We start from the raw sequence: 15,325 nt of genomic DNA, 5'->3' as shown, positions 1-15,325 counted from the left end.
CCTCGCTGAACGAAAACTCTTCCTTGATCTCTACGCGAGACGCTACGCGGATGCCGGGGAGATTACTATAGTGGCGCTATGGCTGACCTCGATGAATTCGAACCGGCTCAACCGGCCTCAAACACCGGCAAGGGCGATTCCGGCCGCACCAGCTTCGGCCGGCACGGTGACGTTGCCAAGACCGGCGCACGGGTCGCCGCCTACGAAGACTGTGACGAGGCCAACGCGGCAGTGGGCGTCGCCATGGCGGTCGGTGGTCTGCCCCTCGAGGTGACGTCGACCCTCGCCAGCGTGCAGAACGACCTATTCGATCTGGTGGCCGACCTGTCGGTTCCGCTCGACGACCCCGAGCCGGCGGCTGCGCGCATCCGCGAGTCGCACCTCGCCCGGCTCGAGCGTGCCGTCGATCACTTTGCGCAGCAGGCCGCCGACCTGAGCGGCTTCGTGCTGCCGGGGGGCACGGTCGCCGCCGCGCTGCTCTACCAGGCGCGGGGCGTCGTGCGCCGGGCGGAGCGTGGGGTCTGGGCGGCCGTCGAGGAGCACCCGACGTCCGTCAACCCGCTGGGGGCAGCGTACCTGAACCGGCTGTCGTCACTTCTTTTCGTGCTGGCCCGTGGGGCCAATGCCGACCTCGGCGACGTGAAGTGGATGCCCGAAGCGTCGGCGCGGGCGATGGCGCAGGAGGACGGCGGCGACGACCCGGTGGGCGACTCGGCGGACCAGCCCGGCTGAGGCATCCGCGCTCGCTGTCTTTCGCACCCGCCCCTGTCGCGGGGCGCGGCTCGGTTCTACCATGGTCACGGGGACGCGAGGATGAGGACTCCATGACCATGTTGGCGACCATCAGCAGCGGCCGCGTCGACGTCGATGAGCGCGCGGTCGCCGACCTGGCAACGCACCTGCACGGCGAGCTGGTTCGACCGGGCGACGCGGCCTACGACCAGGCCAGGCGGGTGTGGAACGGCTCGATCAGCCGGTTCCCCGGCCTGATCGCGCGCTGCGCGTCGCCGGAGGACGTGATCGCGGCGGTTCGCTTCGCCCGGGGCAACAATGTCCTGGTGGCCGTGCGCGGCGGCGGGCATAGTTTTCCCGGGTACTCCGCCTGCGACGACGGACTGGTGATCGACCTCTCGCCGATGAACGGCATCCGGGTTGATCCCGATACGCGCACGGCGCGCGTGCAGGCCGGGGCGCTGCTCGGCGATCTTGACCGCGCCACGCAGGAGTTCGGGCTCGCCGCGCCGTCGGGGATCGTGACGCACACCGGTGTTGCCGGGCTGACCCTCGGCGGCGGGCTGGGCTGGCTGATGCGCAAGTACGGGCTGTCCATCGACCAGCTGCTGTCGGTGGAGATGGTCACCGCCGACGGCGGGTTCGTGCGGGCGAGTGCCACCGAGAACCCGGAGCTGTTCTGGGGAGTGCGCGGGGGCGGCGGCAACTTCGGGGTCGTGACCGAGTTCGAGTTCGCGCTGAACCGGGTCGGCCCGATCGTGATGGCCGGGCCGGTCTTCTGGCCCGGGGCCGATTCGGCGAAGGTGCTGCGTTTCTATCGCGACTGGATTGCCGATGCGCCCGACGAGCTGATGACGATGGTCGTGCACCGCCGCGCCGCCGATGTCTCCTATATTCCGGCCGAGCTGCGGGGGCAGCCCGTGGTCGCCGTGGTCAGCTGCTACGCGGGGCCGGTGGATGACGGCGAAAAGGTGATCCGGCCGCTGAAGGCGTTCGGGTCCCCGGTGCTGGACCTGTGCCGGCCGAAGCCGTTTCTGGAGCACCAGGCCATGTTCGACCCCGGCTACCCGCCCGGCTGGTGGTACTACATGCGCTCCTGCGATGTCGCCGAACTCACCGACGAGGTCATCGACATCACCGCCGACCACGCGGCACGGATCACGTCCCCGCTGACCGCGTTCCCGATCTGGCACGGCGGGGGAGCGGCGGCGAGGGTGGGCGAAGACGACACCGCCTTCCACGGGCGCGCGGCCGGCCATACGTTCAACATCACCGCCGCCACCGAGAACGCCGACGGCTTCGAGCGGGAACGCGACTGGGTGCGCAGTTTCTGGTCAGACCTCGCTCCGTTCCACACCGGCGTCTACGTGAACTTCCTGATGGACGAGGGCGAAGAGCGCGTGCGGCAGGCGTATGGCGAGGCGAAGTACACGCGGCTCCGCGCTCTCAAGCGCGCCTGGGATCCGGAGAACTTCTTCCGGCTCAACCAGAACATCGCGCCTTTGCCAGCTTCGGGGTGAGACCCTTGAGCATGAGCACCAAGGAAACGAATGCACGGATGTCCTGGGTCGCGTTCGCGACGGCGGTCGTCACCCTCACAGCCGGTGCGTTTTTCATCGCCATGTTCGTCGTCGAGGTGCCCTTCACCGGGCCCTACAACTACGGCAGAGTCAACGACGCGCTCTCGGCGCTCGGCAACGTCATGGTCGCGGTGCTGGTGTGGCACGTGAGCCGGCCGGCCGAGGGCTCGCTGGGGTCACGCGTCTTCGTGCGCCTCGTCGCTGCCGCGTCGGTCGTCGCGGCGGTCTCCTCGGTCATGCTCGCCCTCGGCCTGCTCGCGTTCGAGGCCCCCACCGTCATCGCGATCATCGCGCTCCTCCTCCAGGCTGTCTGGATGCTGTGGGCGAACACGAGCCTGTACCAACTGGGAATCTTCTCCAGGCTGCTCAGCCGGTGCGGTGAGCTGGTGGGAGCCGGACTGTTGATCGGGCTGCTCATCGTGGGCGTCAGCGCGCTGTTTCCGTGGTTGACCGTGCCTCAGGTGCTGACCCTCGGCCTCGGCGTCTTCATCGCCGGCGGAGTCTGGCTCGCCTGGCCGCTCTGGTTCGTCATGCTCGGCGTGCACCTGCGCAAGCGGCCGCTGGCTGGTGCTGGTGCTGGTGCTGGTGCTGGTGATGCTGATGCTCCTGCCACGCGGCGCAGGGGCCGGCGGAGCGCGTCCAACGCCGGTTGATCCGTTCTCGTCGCGTATCGTCGAGGTCGACGCACTCCCCGGAAAGGCACCATGCCCAGCCCCAAACAGCCAGCGGTCCCGCGCATCGACGTCCAACGCCACCATCGGGCCCTCCTCGAGGCTGCGGCCGATGAACTCGCCCGCGACCCCGACTCCTCCATGGCGGATGTGGCGCAGGCGGCAAATCTGACCAGGGCGACCCTCTATCGCCACTTCAGCAACCGGCAGTCTCTGCTGGGCGCCATCCAGGCGGAGGCCCTCGCGCGCGCGTCGGAGGCCCTCATCGCCTGTCGCCTCGACGAGGGGAGCGCGCTTGAGGTGCTCGGGCGCGTGATCGCTTCGCTGGGCAAGCACGGGATGCGCTTCCGGATCATTCTGATCCGGGCCTCCGACCACAACGCGCGATTCCTCACCCAGCGCGACCAGGTGCTCGCCCCCCTCGTCGAGGTCGTCAAGCGGGGGCAGGCCGAGGGCGACATCCGTGCCGATCTCTCGCCGGAGTGGATCGTCACGGCCATGGCATCCCTGCTCATTTCGGCGGTGCGGGCGGCGCCGCAAACGAAACACTCCGACGCGGAGGTGTCCGACCTGATCTTCCGCACCCTGGTCGGCGGGATCGCGGCGGACGGCTCGACAACACACGGCTCGACGGGCGATTCACAAAACTAGACAACGCTGTCTCATTTCATCTAGTCTCAGTTCAGGCGGCCCGAATGGTGCCGCCGGACTCGATGAACCGTGATGGGACTCCCCGTGCTCTCTGCACTCGCTCGCATGTCAACCCGGTACCGCTGGATCGTGGTCGGAGTGTGGCTGGTGCTGATCGTGGGCGCTCTTCTTGGCAGCCGGGCGATCGGCGGCACCTTCAACAACGACCTGACCCTCGCCGGCACCGACTCGCAGGCCGCCTACGACACCCTCCGCGAGCAGTTCCCCGAGCTTGCCGGTGACGGCATGCAGGCCATCGTGCACAGCGCGGATGCCGGCGAGCCCGTCACATCGCCGGCCCTGCGCGCCGCGGTGGAGGATGCCGTGGCCACGGTTGCCGCGCTGGACGGCGTGGCCGCCGCGCGGTCGCCGTACGGGCCGCCCCAGCCGATGGTGTCCGAGGACGGCATGACGGCGATGGTGACCATCCAGTTCACCGAGCGAGCCAAGGACATCCCGGCCGAGACGGTGACCGAGGCCCAGGCGGCCTTCGAGGGCGTGCGGGATGCCGGCGGCCAGGTCGAATTCGGCGGCCCCGCCGCGCAGGCCGAGTCCGGGCCATCCGGCGGCGAGGCCTTCGGGCTGCTCGCGGCGGCCCTGGTGCTGCTCCTGGTGTTCGGCTCACTGTTCGCGATGCTGGTCACGCTGCTCACCGCCCTGATGGCCCTCGGCATCGGGCTCGCCTCGATTTCCATGCTCGCCTCGTCGGTGACGATCGGCACGTCCGGTCCCATCGTTGCCGCCATGATCGGCCTGGGCGTAGGCATCGACTACGCCCTGCTGATCGTGACGAGACACCGGGAGGGGATGTCCCGGGGCCTGGCCCCGAACGAGTCGATCGCAGCGGCCATGACCACCGCCGGCCGCTCTGTGCTCGTCGCCGGGGCCACGGTGATCATCGCTATCCTCAGCCTCTATGCCATCGGCATCCCGTTCGTGTCGTCACTGGGCCTGGCCAGCGCCATCGTGGTCAGCGCGACGATGCTGGCATCCGTCACCCTGCTGCCGGCGCTGCTGGCCATCTTCGGCCGGAACCTCGACCGGGTGCGGGTGCGCAAGATCGGCAAGAAGGCCCCGGCCACGACGGATGCCGCCGGCCGGGTTGCCGCCGGCCAGGTTGCCGCCGGCCAGGTTGCCGCCGGCCAGGTTGCCGCCGGCCAGGATGCTGCCGGCCAGCCTGCCGCCGGCCGGCCGGAGTCCTCGCCCGCGTCGGGCTGGCGCGGCTGGGTGGGAGGCATCCAGCGCCGCCGATGGGTCGCCGCGTTCGCCGCGGTGCTCGTCCTGGCCATTCTGGCCCTGCCGTTGCTGTCGCTGCGCCTCGGCACGGCCGACGGCGGATCCCAAGCCGCGGACACCACCCAGCGGAAGGCCTATGACCTCATCGTCGACGGGTTCGGTGCGGGCTGGGCCGGCCCGCTCCTGGTCACCGTCGACTTCGGCGCCGATTCGACGCCGGCCGAGAACCAGGCAGCGAGCGCCGAACTGCACGCCGAACTGGCGGCAACCGACGGCGTCAGCGCGGTGACCCCGCCGCGGCTCGGGGAGGACGGGGCGACCGCGCTGTACACGGTGATCCCCACGAGTTCGCCGGATGACGCGGCCACGGAAACGCTGGTCCACGACCTGCGCGACACGGTCCTGCCCGACGCGGCACCGGGCGCGGCCGCCCACGTCGGCGGGGCGACGGCGACCAGCATCGACCTGGCCGACACGCTCCTGGCGCAGATCGGCTGGTTCATCCTGGTTGTCGTCGTGCTGGCCTTCATCGTTCTGCTGATCGAGTTCCGGGCGCCGTTCATCGCGGCCATGGCCGTGATCATGAACCTGTTCGCGGTGGGGGCCGCCTACGGTCCCGTCGTCGCCGTGTTCCAGTGGGGCTGGTGGCCCGCCGAACTGCTCGGGGTCGTGCCCGGCCCGGTCGAGTCGTTCGTTCCGGTCATGCTCTTCGCGGTGCTCTTCGGCCTGTCCACCGACTACACCGTGTTCCTGCTCAGCCGGGTCAAGGAGGAGCTCGCCCGCACGGGAGATCCCGACCGGGCGGTTCGGGACGGCCTGGCCGCGACGGCCAGGGTCATCCTGGCCGCGGCATCCGTCATGGTCGTCGTCTTCGGGAGCTTCATCCTCAACGACCAGCGCACCGTGACGATGTTCGGCTTCGGCCTGGCCATGGCCATCGCCGTGTACGCGCTCGTCGTGATGCTGGTGCTCGTGCCCGCCCTGCTGGCGATCGCGGGCCGCGCGGCCTGGGGGCGCACGAAGCGTCGCTCGTCGGCCGAGCCCGAGCCCGCGCCTGCCCTCGCGCCCGAGCCTCTCGTTGCCACACTCGGACGGGGAAACTACCCGCCCGAGTGAGGCATCGGCAGCGGCCGCGCGGCGCCGATGAGCGCGCGGCCGCTGGCCTCGCGGCGCACCTGCCGCTGCTCCCGCCACGTGGCGCGGAGGCCGGCGGAGTGCGTCAAACGCGGGTGGGCAGCACCCGGCGCACGGCCGGGCGAGCAGAAATCGCGATGATCGCTTAGGGAATGTCCACGATCTGCTTGCCGAGCGGCATGAGCGCGACCGGAATCAGCTTGAAGTTGGCGATCCCGAACGGGATGCCGATGATGGTGATGCACAGCGCGATGCCGGAGACGAGGTGCCCGAGGGCGATCCACCAGCCGGCCAGCACCACCCAGACGACGTTGCCGAGGAGGGTGCCGACGCCTGCGTCTCGCTTGTCGACCACGGTCTTGCCGAACGGCCAGAGTGCGTAGACGCCGATCCGCGCCGCCGCGATTCCCCAGGGGATGGTGATGATGAGCGCGAACATGATCAGCGCCGCCAGCATGTAGCCGAGGAAGAGCCAGATGCCCGAGAGCAGGAGCCAGATGAGGTTGAGGATGGTCTTCATGATTACTCCCATTCTCTCAGGTCTCGTTCATCGGCCGTCGACACCCGCACGGCCACGTGCGGAGCTCCGCACATGCCGTCCCCGTGGCTAACTCAGGAGATTCGGTGCCGGCGGATGCCGCGGCCCCGGAATCCTGCGGGTCGCCACGGGGGCTCCCACGGATTCACCTGAGTTGGCCACGCACCGTTTCTGAGACTCCAGGTCGAGTCGCCGCACCGAGCCGAGGTCGGCGGCTGTCCCTCAGTGCTACGGCTTGTGCCAGCGAGCCCGGTCCGGGCTGTTGGTTGTTGTGCCGCAGATCATGGGCGTACCGATGGTCGTGACACCGGTTGCCCCTGCCGGAGCGCAGAACGCCCCGGGGTGGACGACATTGGGGGCCGGAGCGGGAGCGGGAGCGGGAGCCGGAGCCGGGGCAGGAGCCGGCGCGGGCGCCGGAGCCGGTGCGACCGGAGCCGGAGCCGGAACCGGCACAGGGACAACCACGACCGGGGCAGGCGCAACGGTCGCGACGGGCTTGGGAGCCGGCTTGGGCGCGGGCGCGAATGCCGACGTCATCGCCGGCTGATCCGGGCACGACGACAGGATGCGAGTCATGGCGGCGAGTTCGGCCGGAACGACCCACAGGCCATACGTTGCCTTGACCGAGATCTGTCGCGCGACGTACTGGCAGCGATAGGACTTGACCGGAGGCAGCCACGTGGCCGCGTCCCCGTCGCCCTTCTGGGCGTTCGTCCTGCCGTCCACGGCCAGCAGGTTGAGCGGATCGTTCGCAAGCGAGATGCGTTGCGCGGGGGTGAGGAGTTGCGCGCCGGTCTGCCACGCGTTCGACAGCGCAACGACGTGGTCGATCTGCACCAGCATCGACGTCGTGTTGCCGCGAACGAAGCTGATGGATTTGCCCGTGTACGGCCCGTCCAAGTGGCCGCTCAGTACCTTGCAGGGGCCGGAGCGAAAAGTCCTGGTCAGGTCGCGGGTGAGGATGTCGTTGCGGGTGTCGCATCCGTTGCGGTCGACATCCAGCCAGGCGCTACCGAATTGGGCCGTCCGCGCGTAGCCGGTTTTGGGGGCTCTGCCTTTCACCGGGAGTGTCGCCAGCAAGGCCTGCGCGGTTGTGCTGGTGGCAGTGCGATCAGCGATGGCGACGGATGCTCGGTCACCGGAGGCCTGGGTGACGTCCGGATCAACCGGCGCCTCGGCCGTGAACGCAGCCTGAAGTTCCGGCTTCTTGGTCGCCGTCGGCTTGGGGGTGCTCTCCACAGCGGCGGACGTTGTGACGTCGGTCTCACTACCCGCGAGGTCCGCGGGGGCGTCGTAGGCGGAGGCGCCAATGCTCGTCGTGACGAGCGCGACGACGAGTGCGGCCGCGGCGATGCCCCGAGACGGGATCCTCGCCCAGGACTTGCGACCGGTCACCAGCGAGTACAGGGCCGTGCCGAGGCCGGCCAGACCGGCCATCATCAGCATCCCGGGGAAGCCTGCGGAGGCGCCGCCGACCAGGACAAAGAACGCGATCATGGCGATGACGATCACCGTGCCCGGGCGGGGCCGAAAGCGGCGAGGGCTGGCTGAATCACCGGGCGATGCGGGCTTGGTCAAGGGGCTCCTCTGGCTGACACGGCGTGCGTTTCAAACCTAGGCGCGCAGCGCAGCGTTACCGGCGAACGGACCTACCGGTCAGGGCCCCAATACGGGGCGGAATCGTGGTGGCTCCGGACGCCGCTGCCAGGTCGTTCCTGGGTCGTGGGCGTATCCGCGGTGCAAGGAGCTATTACCAGAGGGTAATCCGTCAACGCCCATTACCGTTCGGTAATAGTGCGCTAGGCTACTACCGTTCGGTAATAACGACGGGAGGCGCGATGATCGCTCAAATCAGGTCGGCGGCCGACCTCGGCGACTTCATTCGCCGCATCCGTCTTCAGCACGGCATGACGCAGGGACAGCTGGCGGCGGCGCTCGGCACGACCCAGCGGTACGTCTCAGAACTCGAAGCCGGAAGGCCCAAGAGAGCCGACGAGCGGTACTTCGAGATTCTGGCACGGCTCGGAATTGCCCTCACGGCGGAGTCCACGTCACCAGGCGACCATGACTGATCCCGCGCTGCGCGTCGACCTCTATGGAACCCACGTGGGCGAACTCACGCGTGCATCCCGGGGGCGGGCACTGTTCGCCTGGAGCAACGATGCCATTGCACGCTGGCCCCTGCGATCGACGCCCCTGTCGGCGTCCCTCCCCGTCGGCACCTCGAGCGTCGAAACCACGGAGTCGTTCTTCGGCGCATTGCTGCCTGAGGGCCGATGGCTCGACCGACTGGCCAACGCCCTGCACGTTGGGAGTAACGACCTGGTCGGCATTTTCGACGCGGTCGGGGCCGACCTCGCCGGCGCCCTCACCATCGGCGCGGGCCGGACCGCCGGCGAACCCCGGATGCTCGGCGAAGCCGAACTCGTGGAGTTGCTCAGCCAGGCGGCCGGGTACGTCCTCGGCGGAGGCGGCTCCGCACTGCCCGGCTTCCAGCGGAAGCTGACCTTGACGCGTGCCGCCGGCGGCTGGATCGCGGGGAACGGAACGCTCGCGTCCACCCACATCCTCAAGCCCGTCTCCGAAGCGAACCGACATCTCGTCGAGGGTGAGAATTACGTGCTGGGCGTCGCTCGCTCGCTGCGGCTCCTCCACTTCGATTCGTGGGTGGAGACCATCGGCAGGTCGCCGGTGCTGGTCATCGAGCGCTACGACCGGCGCGTGACGGCTACGGGCATCGAACGCATTCACCAGGAGGATCTGGCCCAGGCGCTTGCGCTTCCCTGGGGCGGGGACGACAAGTTCGAACGGGGCAACCCCGGAGCCAGCCTGGCGGCGGTTGCCGCCGCCCTCGATCGCGACCGCAGTATTTTCGACCGCGGCGAGCCGGACCGCGAGAAGCTGCTGCGATACACGGTGCTCAATGTCGCAGCGGGAAACACCGACGCCCATGCGAAGAATTTCTCCCTTCTCCGATTCGACGATGGCCGCTCACGGCTGGCGCCTTTCTACAATGCCGCACCGCTCGCCCTCGGTTCTGAGGCGCCGCTGGACCTGGCCATGTCGATCAGCGGCGAACGCGCCATCACGCGGGTCACCGTCGATCACCTCGTCGACGAGGCCCGCACCTGGGGTGTCGAGTCATCGCGGGCCCGCGAGGTCATTGCCCAGACCCTGGATGCCGTGATCGAAGCGACGAGGCAGCTCCCCGCGCATGAGTCGATCTCGAAACACGTCCCGGGCTACATTCGCGGCCAGGTGCAGAATCTCGCAGCGGGAAAGCCGGCGCGCATCGACACTCCGTTGTCCCCGATCCTGACGCCCAGACTGGGCACGCCATCGCCCGGCGCACCTGCCCCGAAACGGTCCGGTCCGGAAGAGCCGTAACCTCGGCGGCGACGGTCACAACCTGGTCGCGCGCTCGCAGGCCGCGTTCATCGCCCGCAGGTCCTCGGTGTCGTCGGGGAACCGCTCCACGTCGACCGCGAACCGCGAGAGGCCGTTGATCACCGCGCTGGCCCCGCGGGGAAGGCGCGCGACAACGTAACGATGGATGCCCGCAGCCTCGGAATTGTCGCCGTGACCCCGGACTCACTTCTCCACGCCAAGAACCGCGAATGGGTTCAGGGCTTGAAACGCCAGGGCGAAGGTCTCGTTTGCGAAGGTCAGGCGCACTCCGGTGAGCGTGGGTCCGGCGAAGAGACTGCGAGAAGGCTTCACCTGCTGCTCAAGGCGCACGGCCTTCTTGATCAGCGCGAGCCGACGGCGATCGTCCTCGATGAACGGATTGCGCCGGTTCACCCGCCACCGGAATATCGGCACGAACACGAGCGGGGACAGGACCGCCGCAAAGGCCACCCACATCCAGACCGGGTTCGTCTCATCCTGCCCGCGGAAGACATTCGCGGCGACGACGCTGCCGATGAAAAGCAGGAGGGGAATCAGGCAGCCAGGCTTGGTGAGGCCGGGGCTTCGGGCTCTCGCCGCCTGGCACTCCGGGCACAGCGGGAACGACCTGGAGGACGTGAATCGGATTCGGCTGACCTCGTCCACGTCGCGCACGGTGAGCATCGTCTTCGGGTCGCTCGCGCCCACTGGCTGTGGCGCGGGGCTGCCGCACGCCACGCAGATCGCCGGCACGGCGCACTGGCCGGGGTGGACCAGGAACGAGGACATCGCACTCTCCTCTCCCGGTTCCACCGTGGGAACCGTCCTGCGCGGCGCCTCCGGCGACCGCGCACTGGGAGTCAAGCAAACTTCGACGACGCTCGCTAGGGCGGGGGCCGGCGATCGGCCCCCGACGCATGCTGCGCGGACGGATGCCGCGCCGACCTTGACATCTGCGGTCGAGTACGGCCGGAGAACTCACCAACGCTGCCGGCTTCCAATGGGTATGACAGACCTCCCGCCCGGAGAGTTCGGGCAACTTGGCGCAGGTTCTGACGGCGGCCAATACCAATTGAGCACGAGGCCTCGAACAGCGCTTGGGAACAGGAGCAACTCGGCACCCACCGGCGAGGCCGTGTCAGTGGTCCCCACTACCGTGAAGACATGAAGATCCTGCACACCTCGGACTGGCACATCGGGCGCACGTTCCACACGCACTCGACGCTGGAGCACCTCGGCCAGGTTCTCGCCGCGCTCGTCGAGGTCGTGCGGGAGCGCCAGATCGACGTCGTCGCCGTCGCCGGGGACGTCTTCGACTCGGCCATGCCGTCCAAGGAGGCCTTCACCCTGCTGGCGTCGACGCTGCGAGACATCAAGGCCGCGGGCGCCGCGGTCGTGATGACCAGCGGCAACCACGACTCGGCGGCGCGCCTCGGCTTCCAGGCGGAGTGGGCGAGCCTCGCCGGCATCCACGTCATCACCCGGCACGACCAGTATCGCGAGCCGGTCACAATCACGGATGCCCACGGCCCGGTTCACTTCTACGGCATCCCGTACCTGGAACCGGTGCTGATCCGTCACCATTACCCCGACGTGGTGCTCAAGACGCACGAGCAGGTGCTCGGCTTCGTGATGGACCAGGTGCGTGACGACCTGGCCGCCCGTGGCGGGCGCAGCGTCGTGCTCTCCCACTGCTTCGCCGCCGGAATCGCCCCGGCCGCCGAGGCGAGCGACGTGGAGCGGGACATCACCGCCGGCGGCCTCGACGTCGTGCCGCTGAGCGTCTTCGACGGGCCCGACTACGTCGCCCTGGGGCACATCCACGGCCGGTCGACGCTGACCGAGCGCGCACGCTACTCCGGAGCGCCGCTGCACTACTCGTTCGGCGAGGCTGGCAAGCCCCGGGGAGGGTGGCTCGTGGAGCTGAACGCCGACGGACTCGGCCCGGTCGAGTGGATCGACCTCCCCGTGCCGCGACGACTCAGCGAGCTCAGGGGCCCGATGGACGAGCTGCTCGGCGACGAGCGTTTCGCCGACAACGAAGGCGACTGGGTGAAGGCCATCGTGACCGACCAGGTGCGTCCGCTCGACAGCATGAAGAAGCTGCAGGGCCGTTTCCCGCACTGCGTGATGCTCGAACACCGGCCAACCATCGTCGTCGACGCCGGAGTCGCCACCTACGCCGAGCGGATCAAGGAGAAGAGCGATCCCGACATCATCGCGGGCTTCCTCGAATACGTGCGCAACGGCGAAGGCCCCACCGAATTCGAGCGCGAACTCATCGCCGAAGTGCTGAACGAACAGGGAATCCGGCAGGCCAACGCATGAAGATCAAACGCCTCAGGCTCGCCGGCTTCGGGCCGTACAAGAACGAGCAGCTCATCGACTTCGAGAAGTTCGACAGCGACGGCATCTTCCTGATCACTGGCAAGACCGGCGCCGGCAAGTCCAGCATCCTCGACGCCATCTGCTTCGCCCTCTACGGCCATGTGCCGCGCTACGACGGCACCGAGCTGCAGCTGCGCAGCGATCACTGCGAACCGGATGACCCGAGCTTCGTCGAGCTCGACTTCAGCATGAACGAGCGCGACTACCGCATCTTCCGCACGCCCAGGTTCGAGCGGCCGAAGAAACGCGGCGAGGGCACAACCACGTCCCTGCCCGAGGCCAGGCTCTTCGTCAGGGAGGGCGACGACTGGCAGGGCGTCGCGGCCAAGCCGGTGGATGTCGGCCACCAGCTGGCCGAGATCCTCCCGTTGAAGGAGGACCAGTTCCTCCAGGTGATCCTGCTGGCGCAGAACCGGTTCCAGAAGTTCCTGCTCGCCAAGACCGACGAACGTCGCGCCGTGCTGCGCACCCTCTTCGGCACGTCCCGCTTCGACCAACTTGAGCAATCCCTGATCGCGCGCCGGAAGGAGCTGGACGCCCAGCTCGCCGACGTGCAGCGAGCCATCACCGACCGGGCCCGCATTGCGGCGAACCAGCTGCGGCTGGGCGACGACGCCGTGCCCCAGAACCCGGGCCTCGACTGGTTCACGTCGGGCCTGGCCGACCTCGAGCGTCAGCTCGACGAGGCCACGTCGCTCGCCGAGCTGGCCGCCGCCCAATTCACCGCCGCGGCCGACCATCACCAGGTGCTGGGAGAAGTTGCGCGGCGCCAGGCCCGCCGGGACACAGCCCTGGCCCAGCTGGCCGTGCTCACCGATCGCGAAGAGGCCATCGCCGCGGAGCGCACGGCACTCCAAGCCGCTGCGCGCGCCGCCCGCGTGTGGCCGCAGATCCGCGCCGGGCAACAGGCGACCGTCGCCCTCGAGACCGCACTGACCGACGAGACGGATGCCCGCGCCGCCTGGCAGCAATTCCGCCGGTCCGGTGCAGAGCCCGAGACCCACACGTCGCTCAAACTTGTCACCGACGCACTGCTCGGCCGGCTCGGCACCCTCGCCGATGCCCTCGCCGACGAACAGAAGCTTCCCGGGCTCGACCTCGAGATCACCCGGCTGTACGGCCTGGTCGAGGAGCACACGACGGCTCTGGACGGCGCCCAGGCAGTGATCGATGCACTCCCGAAGCAGATCGAGTCCGTCGGCGTCGAGCATGCCGCGGCCGCACTCGATGCCGCGCGGAAGGATGAGGCCGCTGCGGCCCTGGAGCGCGTCGAGACCGCTCTGTCGGCCGCCGAGTCCGTCGTGGTTCACACTGCCGAAGTGCTCGAAGCGTCCCAGGTCGAACTCGCGGCGAGCGGGGAGAACGCCGCCGCCGCGGCCCACTACGACGCTCTCATCTCCCGGCGCTTCGCCGGGTATGCCGCCGAGCTCGCATCCCAGCTGGAGGAAGGCACCCCCTGCTCCGTCTGCGGCTCGGAGAACCACCCAGCTCCCAGCATCGGCGAGGCCGACCCGGTCACCGAAGCCGACGTGACCACCGCGCGGAAAGCCGTGACCGTGCGGCAGAGGGCGTTGGCCGATGCCGGCACAGCCGTGCAGGACGCACGCAAGCGCCTGGCGCAGGCCGAGACCAGGGCCGGGAACCGTTCCGTCGAGGAACTCACGGCGGAGCGAGCGACCGCCCGAGCTGCACTCGAGGATTCCGAAACCGCAGCCAGGCTCCTGGCCCGGCTGGCGCAGGATCTGGTCGGCCTGCGCGGCCAGCTGGCAGACGCGAACACCGGTCTCAGCGGATTCCGTGCGACTCGAGATGCCTCTGCCGCCGAGCACACCGACCAGGCTGCTCACCGCGAGGCTCTCACCCAGCGCGTCACCGCCCAGCGCGGCGACTTCGACACCGTCACCGAACATGTGGACCGTCTCAACGAAGAGCTCGGGGCCGCACGTGCCCTCGATGAAGCCCTGGGCGTCAGCCGAGAGCGCGGCACCGTACGTGTCGCCGCGATCGCTGCAATGACCATGCAGCTGTTGCAGGAGGACTTCGCCGACGAGGCGACCGCCGAAGCGGCGCGTGTTGGCGATGCCGAGGCACAGCGCCGGCAATCGGCCCTGCGCACCCATGACGACGAGATCGCGGCCGCCCGGTCTGCCCTGGCCGACCCCGAGCTCGCCGACCTGCCCGCAGAGCCGGTCGACCGGGATCCGGCCCGTGAGGCCTTTGACCTCGCCAGCGCGACCCGCGACGACGCCATTACGGCCCGCAGCTCGGTGGAGGAGCGGGTCACCCAGCTCACCGCCCTCGTGACGGAGGTCACGGCGCAGTTCGCGGCATCCGCGGCGCTGCTGACGACGCAGACGCAGGTGCGCCAGCTCGCCGACGTCGTGCACGGCGACGAGCCCAACACGAAACGGATCCGCCTGGAAACCTACGTGCTGGCCGCCCAGCTCGAAGAAATCGTCGCCGCCGCGAACACGCGTCTGCGCACGATGACCAGCGGCCGTTACACGCTGGAGCACGACGACTCGCTCGAGTATCGCGGGAACCAGTCGGGCCTCGGCCTCGGCATCCGCGACGAGTTCACCGGCCGCACCCGGGCGACCAACTCGCTCTCCGGCGGCGAGACGTTCCTCGCCTCCCTTGCCCTCGCCCTCGGTCTGGCCGAGGTGGTCACCAGCCAGGCCGGCGGCATCACCCTGGACACGCTCTTCGTCGACGAGGGTTTCGGCTCGCTCGACAGCGAGACCCTCGAGACGGCGATGAGCACCCTCGACACCCTCCGTGCCGGCGGCCGAACGATCGGCCTGATCAGCCACGTCGACTCGATGAAGGAGCAGATCCCGGCCAAGCTCAGCATTGTCGTGACCGACCAGGGGCACAGCAGGATTTCACTGGCTTGATGTCCCTGTTCACGCCCCTAAGTGGGGAGCGAATTGCAGTGAACCCGCGCGGTAACTTGGGCTCTACTGCCG

The 15,325-nt window shown here is 69.0% G+C and carries 12 protein-coding genes; 9 read left to right on the top strand and 3 right to left on the bottom strand.

Features of this window, described 5'->3' with window-relative positions; all coding sequences use genetic code 11:
• Positions 1-78 precede the first annotated feature (78 nt).
• From E3T33_RS04660 to E3T33_RS04640, 5 genes are all read left to right on the top strand, one after another.
• Positions 79-732 (top strand): cob(I)yrinic acid a,c-diamide adenosyltransferase, encoded by a 654-nt coding sequence (locus E3T33_RS04660; RefSeq protein ID WP_134574855.1) that lies wholly within the window; start codon positions 79-81, stop codon positions 730-732.
• A gap of 92 nt (positions 733-824) precedes the next feature.
• The gene (locus tag E3T33_RS04655; RefSeq protein ID WP_198417243.1) at positions 825-2,252 is read left to right on the top strand and encodes an FAD-binding oxidoreductase; all 1,428 of its coding nucleotides are present in this window, start codon (positions 825-827) and stop codon (positions 2,250-2,252) included.
• 11 nt (positions 2,253-2,263) lie between these two features.
• Positions 2,264-2,965 (top strand): hypothetical protein, encoded by a 702-nt coding sequence (locus tag E3T33_RS04650; protein ID WP_134574854.1) that lies wholly within the window; start codon positions 2,264-2,266, stop codon positions 2,963-2,965.
• Between the two features lie 51 nt (positions 2,966-3,016).
• Entirely contained in the window at positions 3,017-3,634 is a 618-nt protein-coding gene (locus E3T33_RS04645; protein WP_134574853.1) for a TetR/AcrR family transcriptional regulator, read from the top strand.
• A gap of 105 nt (positions 3,635-3,739) precedes the next feature.
• The gene (locus E3T33_RS04640) at positions 3,740-6,025 is read left to right on the top strand and encodes an MMPL family transporter (protein ID WP_166784395.1); all 2,286 of its coding nucleotides are present in this window, start codon (positions 3,740-3,742) and stop codon (positions 6,023-6,025) included.
• A 163-nt stretch (positions 6,026-6,188) separates the two neighbouring features.
• Here the strand turns inward: E3T33_RS04640 and E3T33_RS04635 are convergent, their stop codons facing one another.
• A complete protein-coding gene (locus tag E3T33_RS04635; RefSeq protein WP_134574851.1) occupies positions 6,189-6,563 on the bottom strand; it encodes a YccF domain-containing protein in 375 nt (124 codons plus the stop codon).
• Positions 6,564-6,809: 246 nt separating this feature from the next.
• On the bottom strand, positions 6,810-8,159 hold the full coding sequence (locus tag E3T33_RS04630) for an HNH endonuclease family protein (protein ID WP_241982823.1): 1,350 nt from the start codon (positions 8,157-8,159) through the stop codon (positions 6,810-6,812).
• Positions 8,160-8,419: 260 nt separating this feature from the next.
• On the opposite strand from E3T33_RS04630, the gene E3T33_RS04625 reads away from it, so the two are divergent.
• Complete coding sequence (locus E3T33_RS04625) at positions 8,420-8,653, top strand: helix-turn-helix transcriptional regulator (protein WP_134574850.1); 234 nt, start codon at positions 8,420-8,422, stop codon at positions 8,651-8,653.
• Positions 8,646-9,968: a HipA domain-containing protein gene (locus E3T33_RS04620; protein ID WP_134574849.1), complete on the top strand. Its 1,323-nt coding sequence runs from the start codon at positions 8,646-8,648 to the stop codon at positions 9,966-9,968. The genes E3T33_RS04625 and E3T33_RS04620 overlap by 8 nt, the downstream gene beginning before the upstream one ends.
• 204 nt (positions 9,969-10,172) lie before the next feature.
• On the opposite strand, the gene E3T33_RS04615 is transcribed toward E3T33_RS04620, so the two are convergent.
• Positions 10,173-10,757 carry a hypothetical protein gene (locus E3T33_RS04615; protein WP_134574848.1) on the bottom strand — a complete coding sequence of 195 codons (585 nt, stop codon included), beginning with the start codon at positions 10,755-10,757 and terminating at the stop codon, positions 10,173-10,175.
• A gap of 375 nt (positions 10,758-11,132) precedes the next feature.
• Between E3T33_RS04615 and E3T33_RS04610 the strand changes: the two genes are divergently transcribed.
• A complete protein-coding gene (locus E3T33_RS04610) occupies positions 11,133-12,296 on the top strand; it encodes an exonuclease SbcCD subunit D (protein ID WP_134574847.1) in 1,164 nt (387 codons plus the stop codon).
• Positions 12,293-15,253: an AAA family ATPase gene (locus tag E3T33_RS04605; protein ID WP_134574846.1), complete on the top strand. Its 2,961-nt coding sequence runs from the start codon at positions 12,293-12,295 to the stop codon at positions 15,251-15,253. Before E3T33_RS04610 ends, E3T33_RS04605 begins: the two co-directional genes overlap by 4 nt.
• Positions 15,254-15,325 lie beyond the last annotated feature (72 nt).

Origin of the sequence: Cryobacterium sp. TMT1-2-1 (assembly GCF_004403955.1) — a bacterium.
GTDB lineage: Bacteria > Actinomycetota > Actinomycetes > Actinomycetales > Microbacteriaceae > Cryobacterium > Cryobacterium psychrotolerans.
Note: the sequence above shows the minus strand (reverse complement) of the source record. Positions and strands in the feature narration are given on the sequence as shown.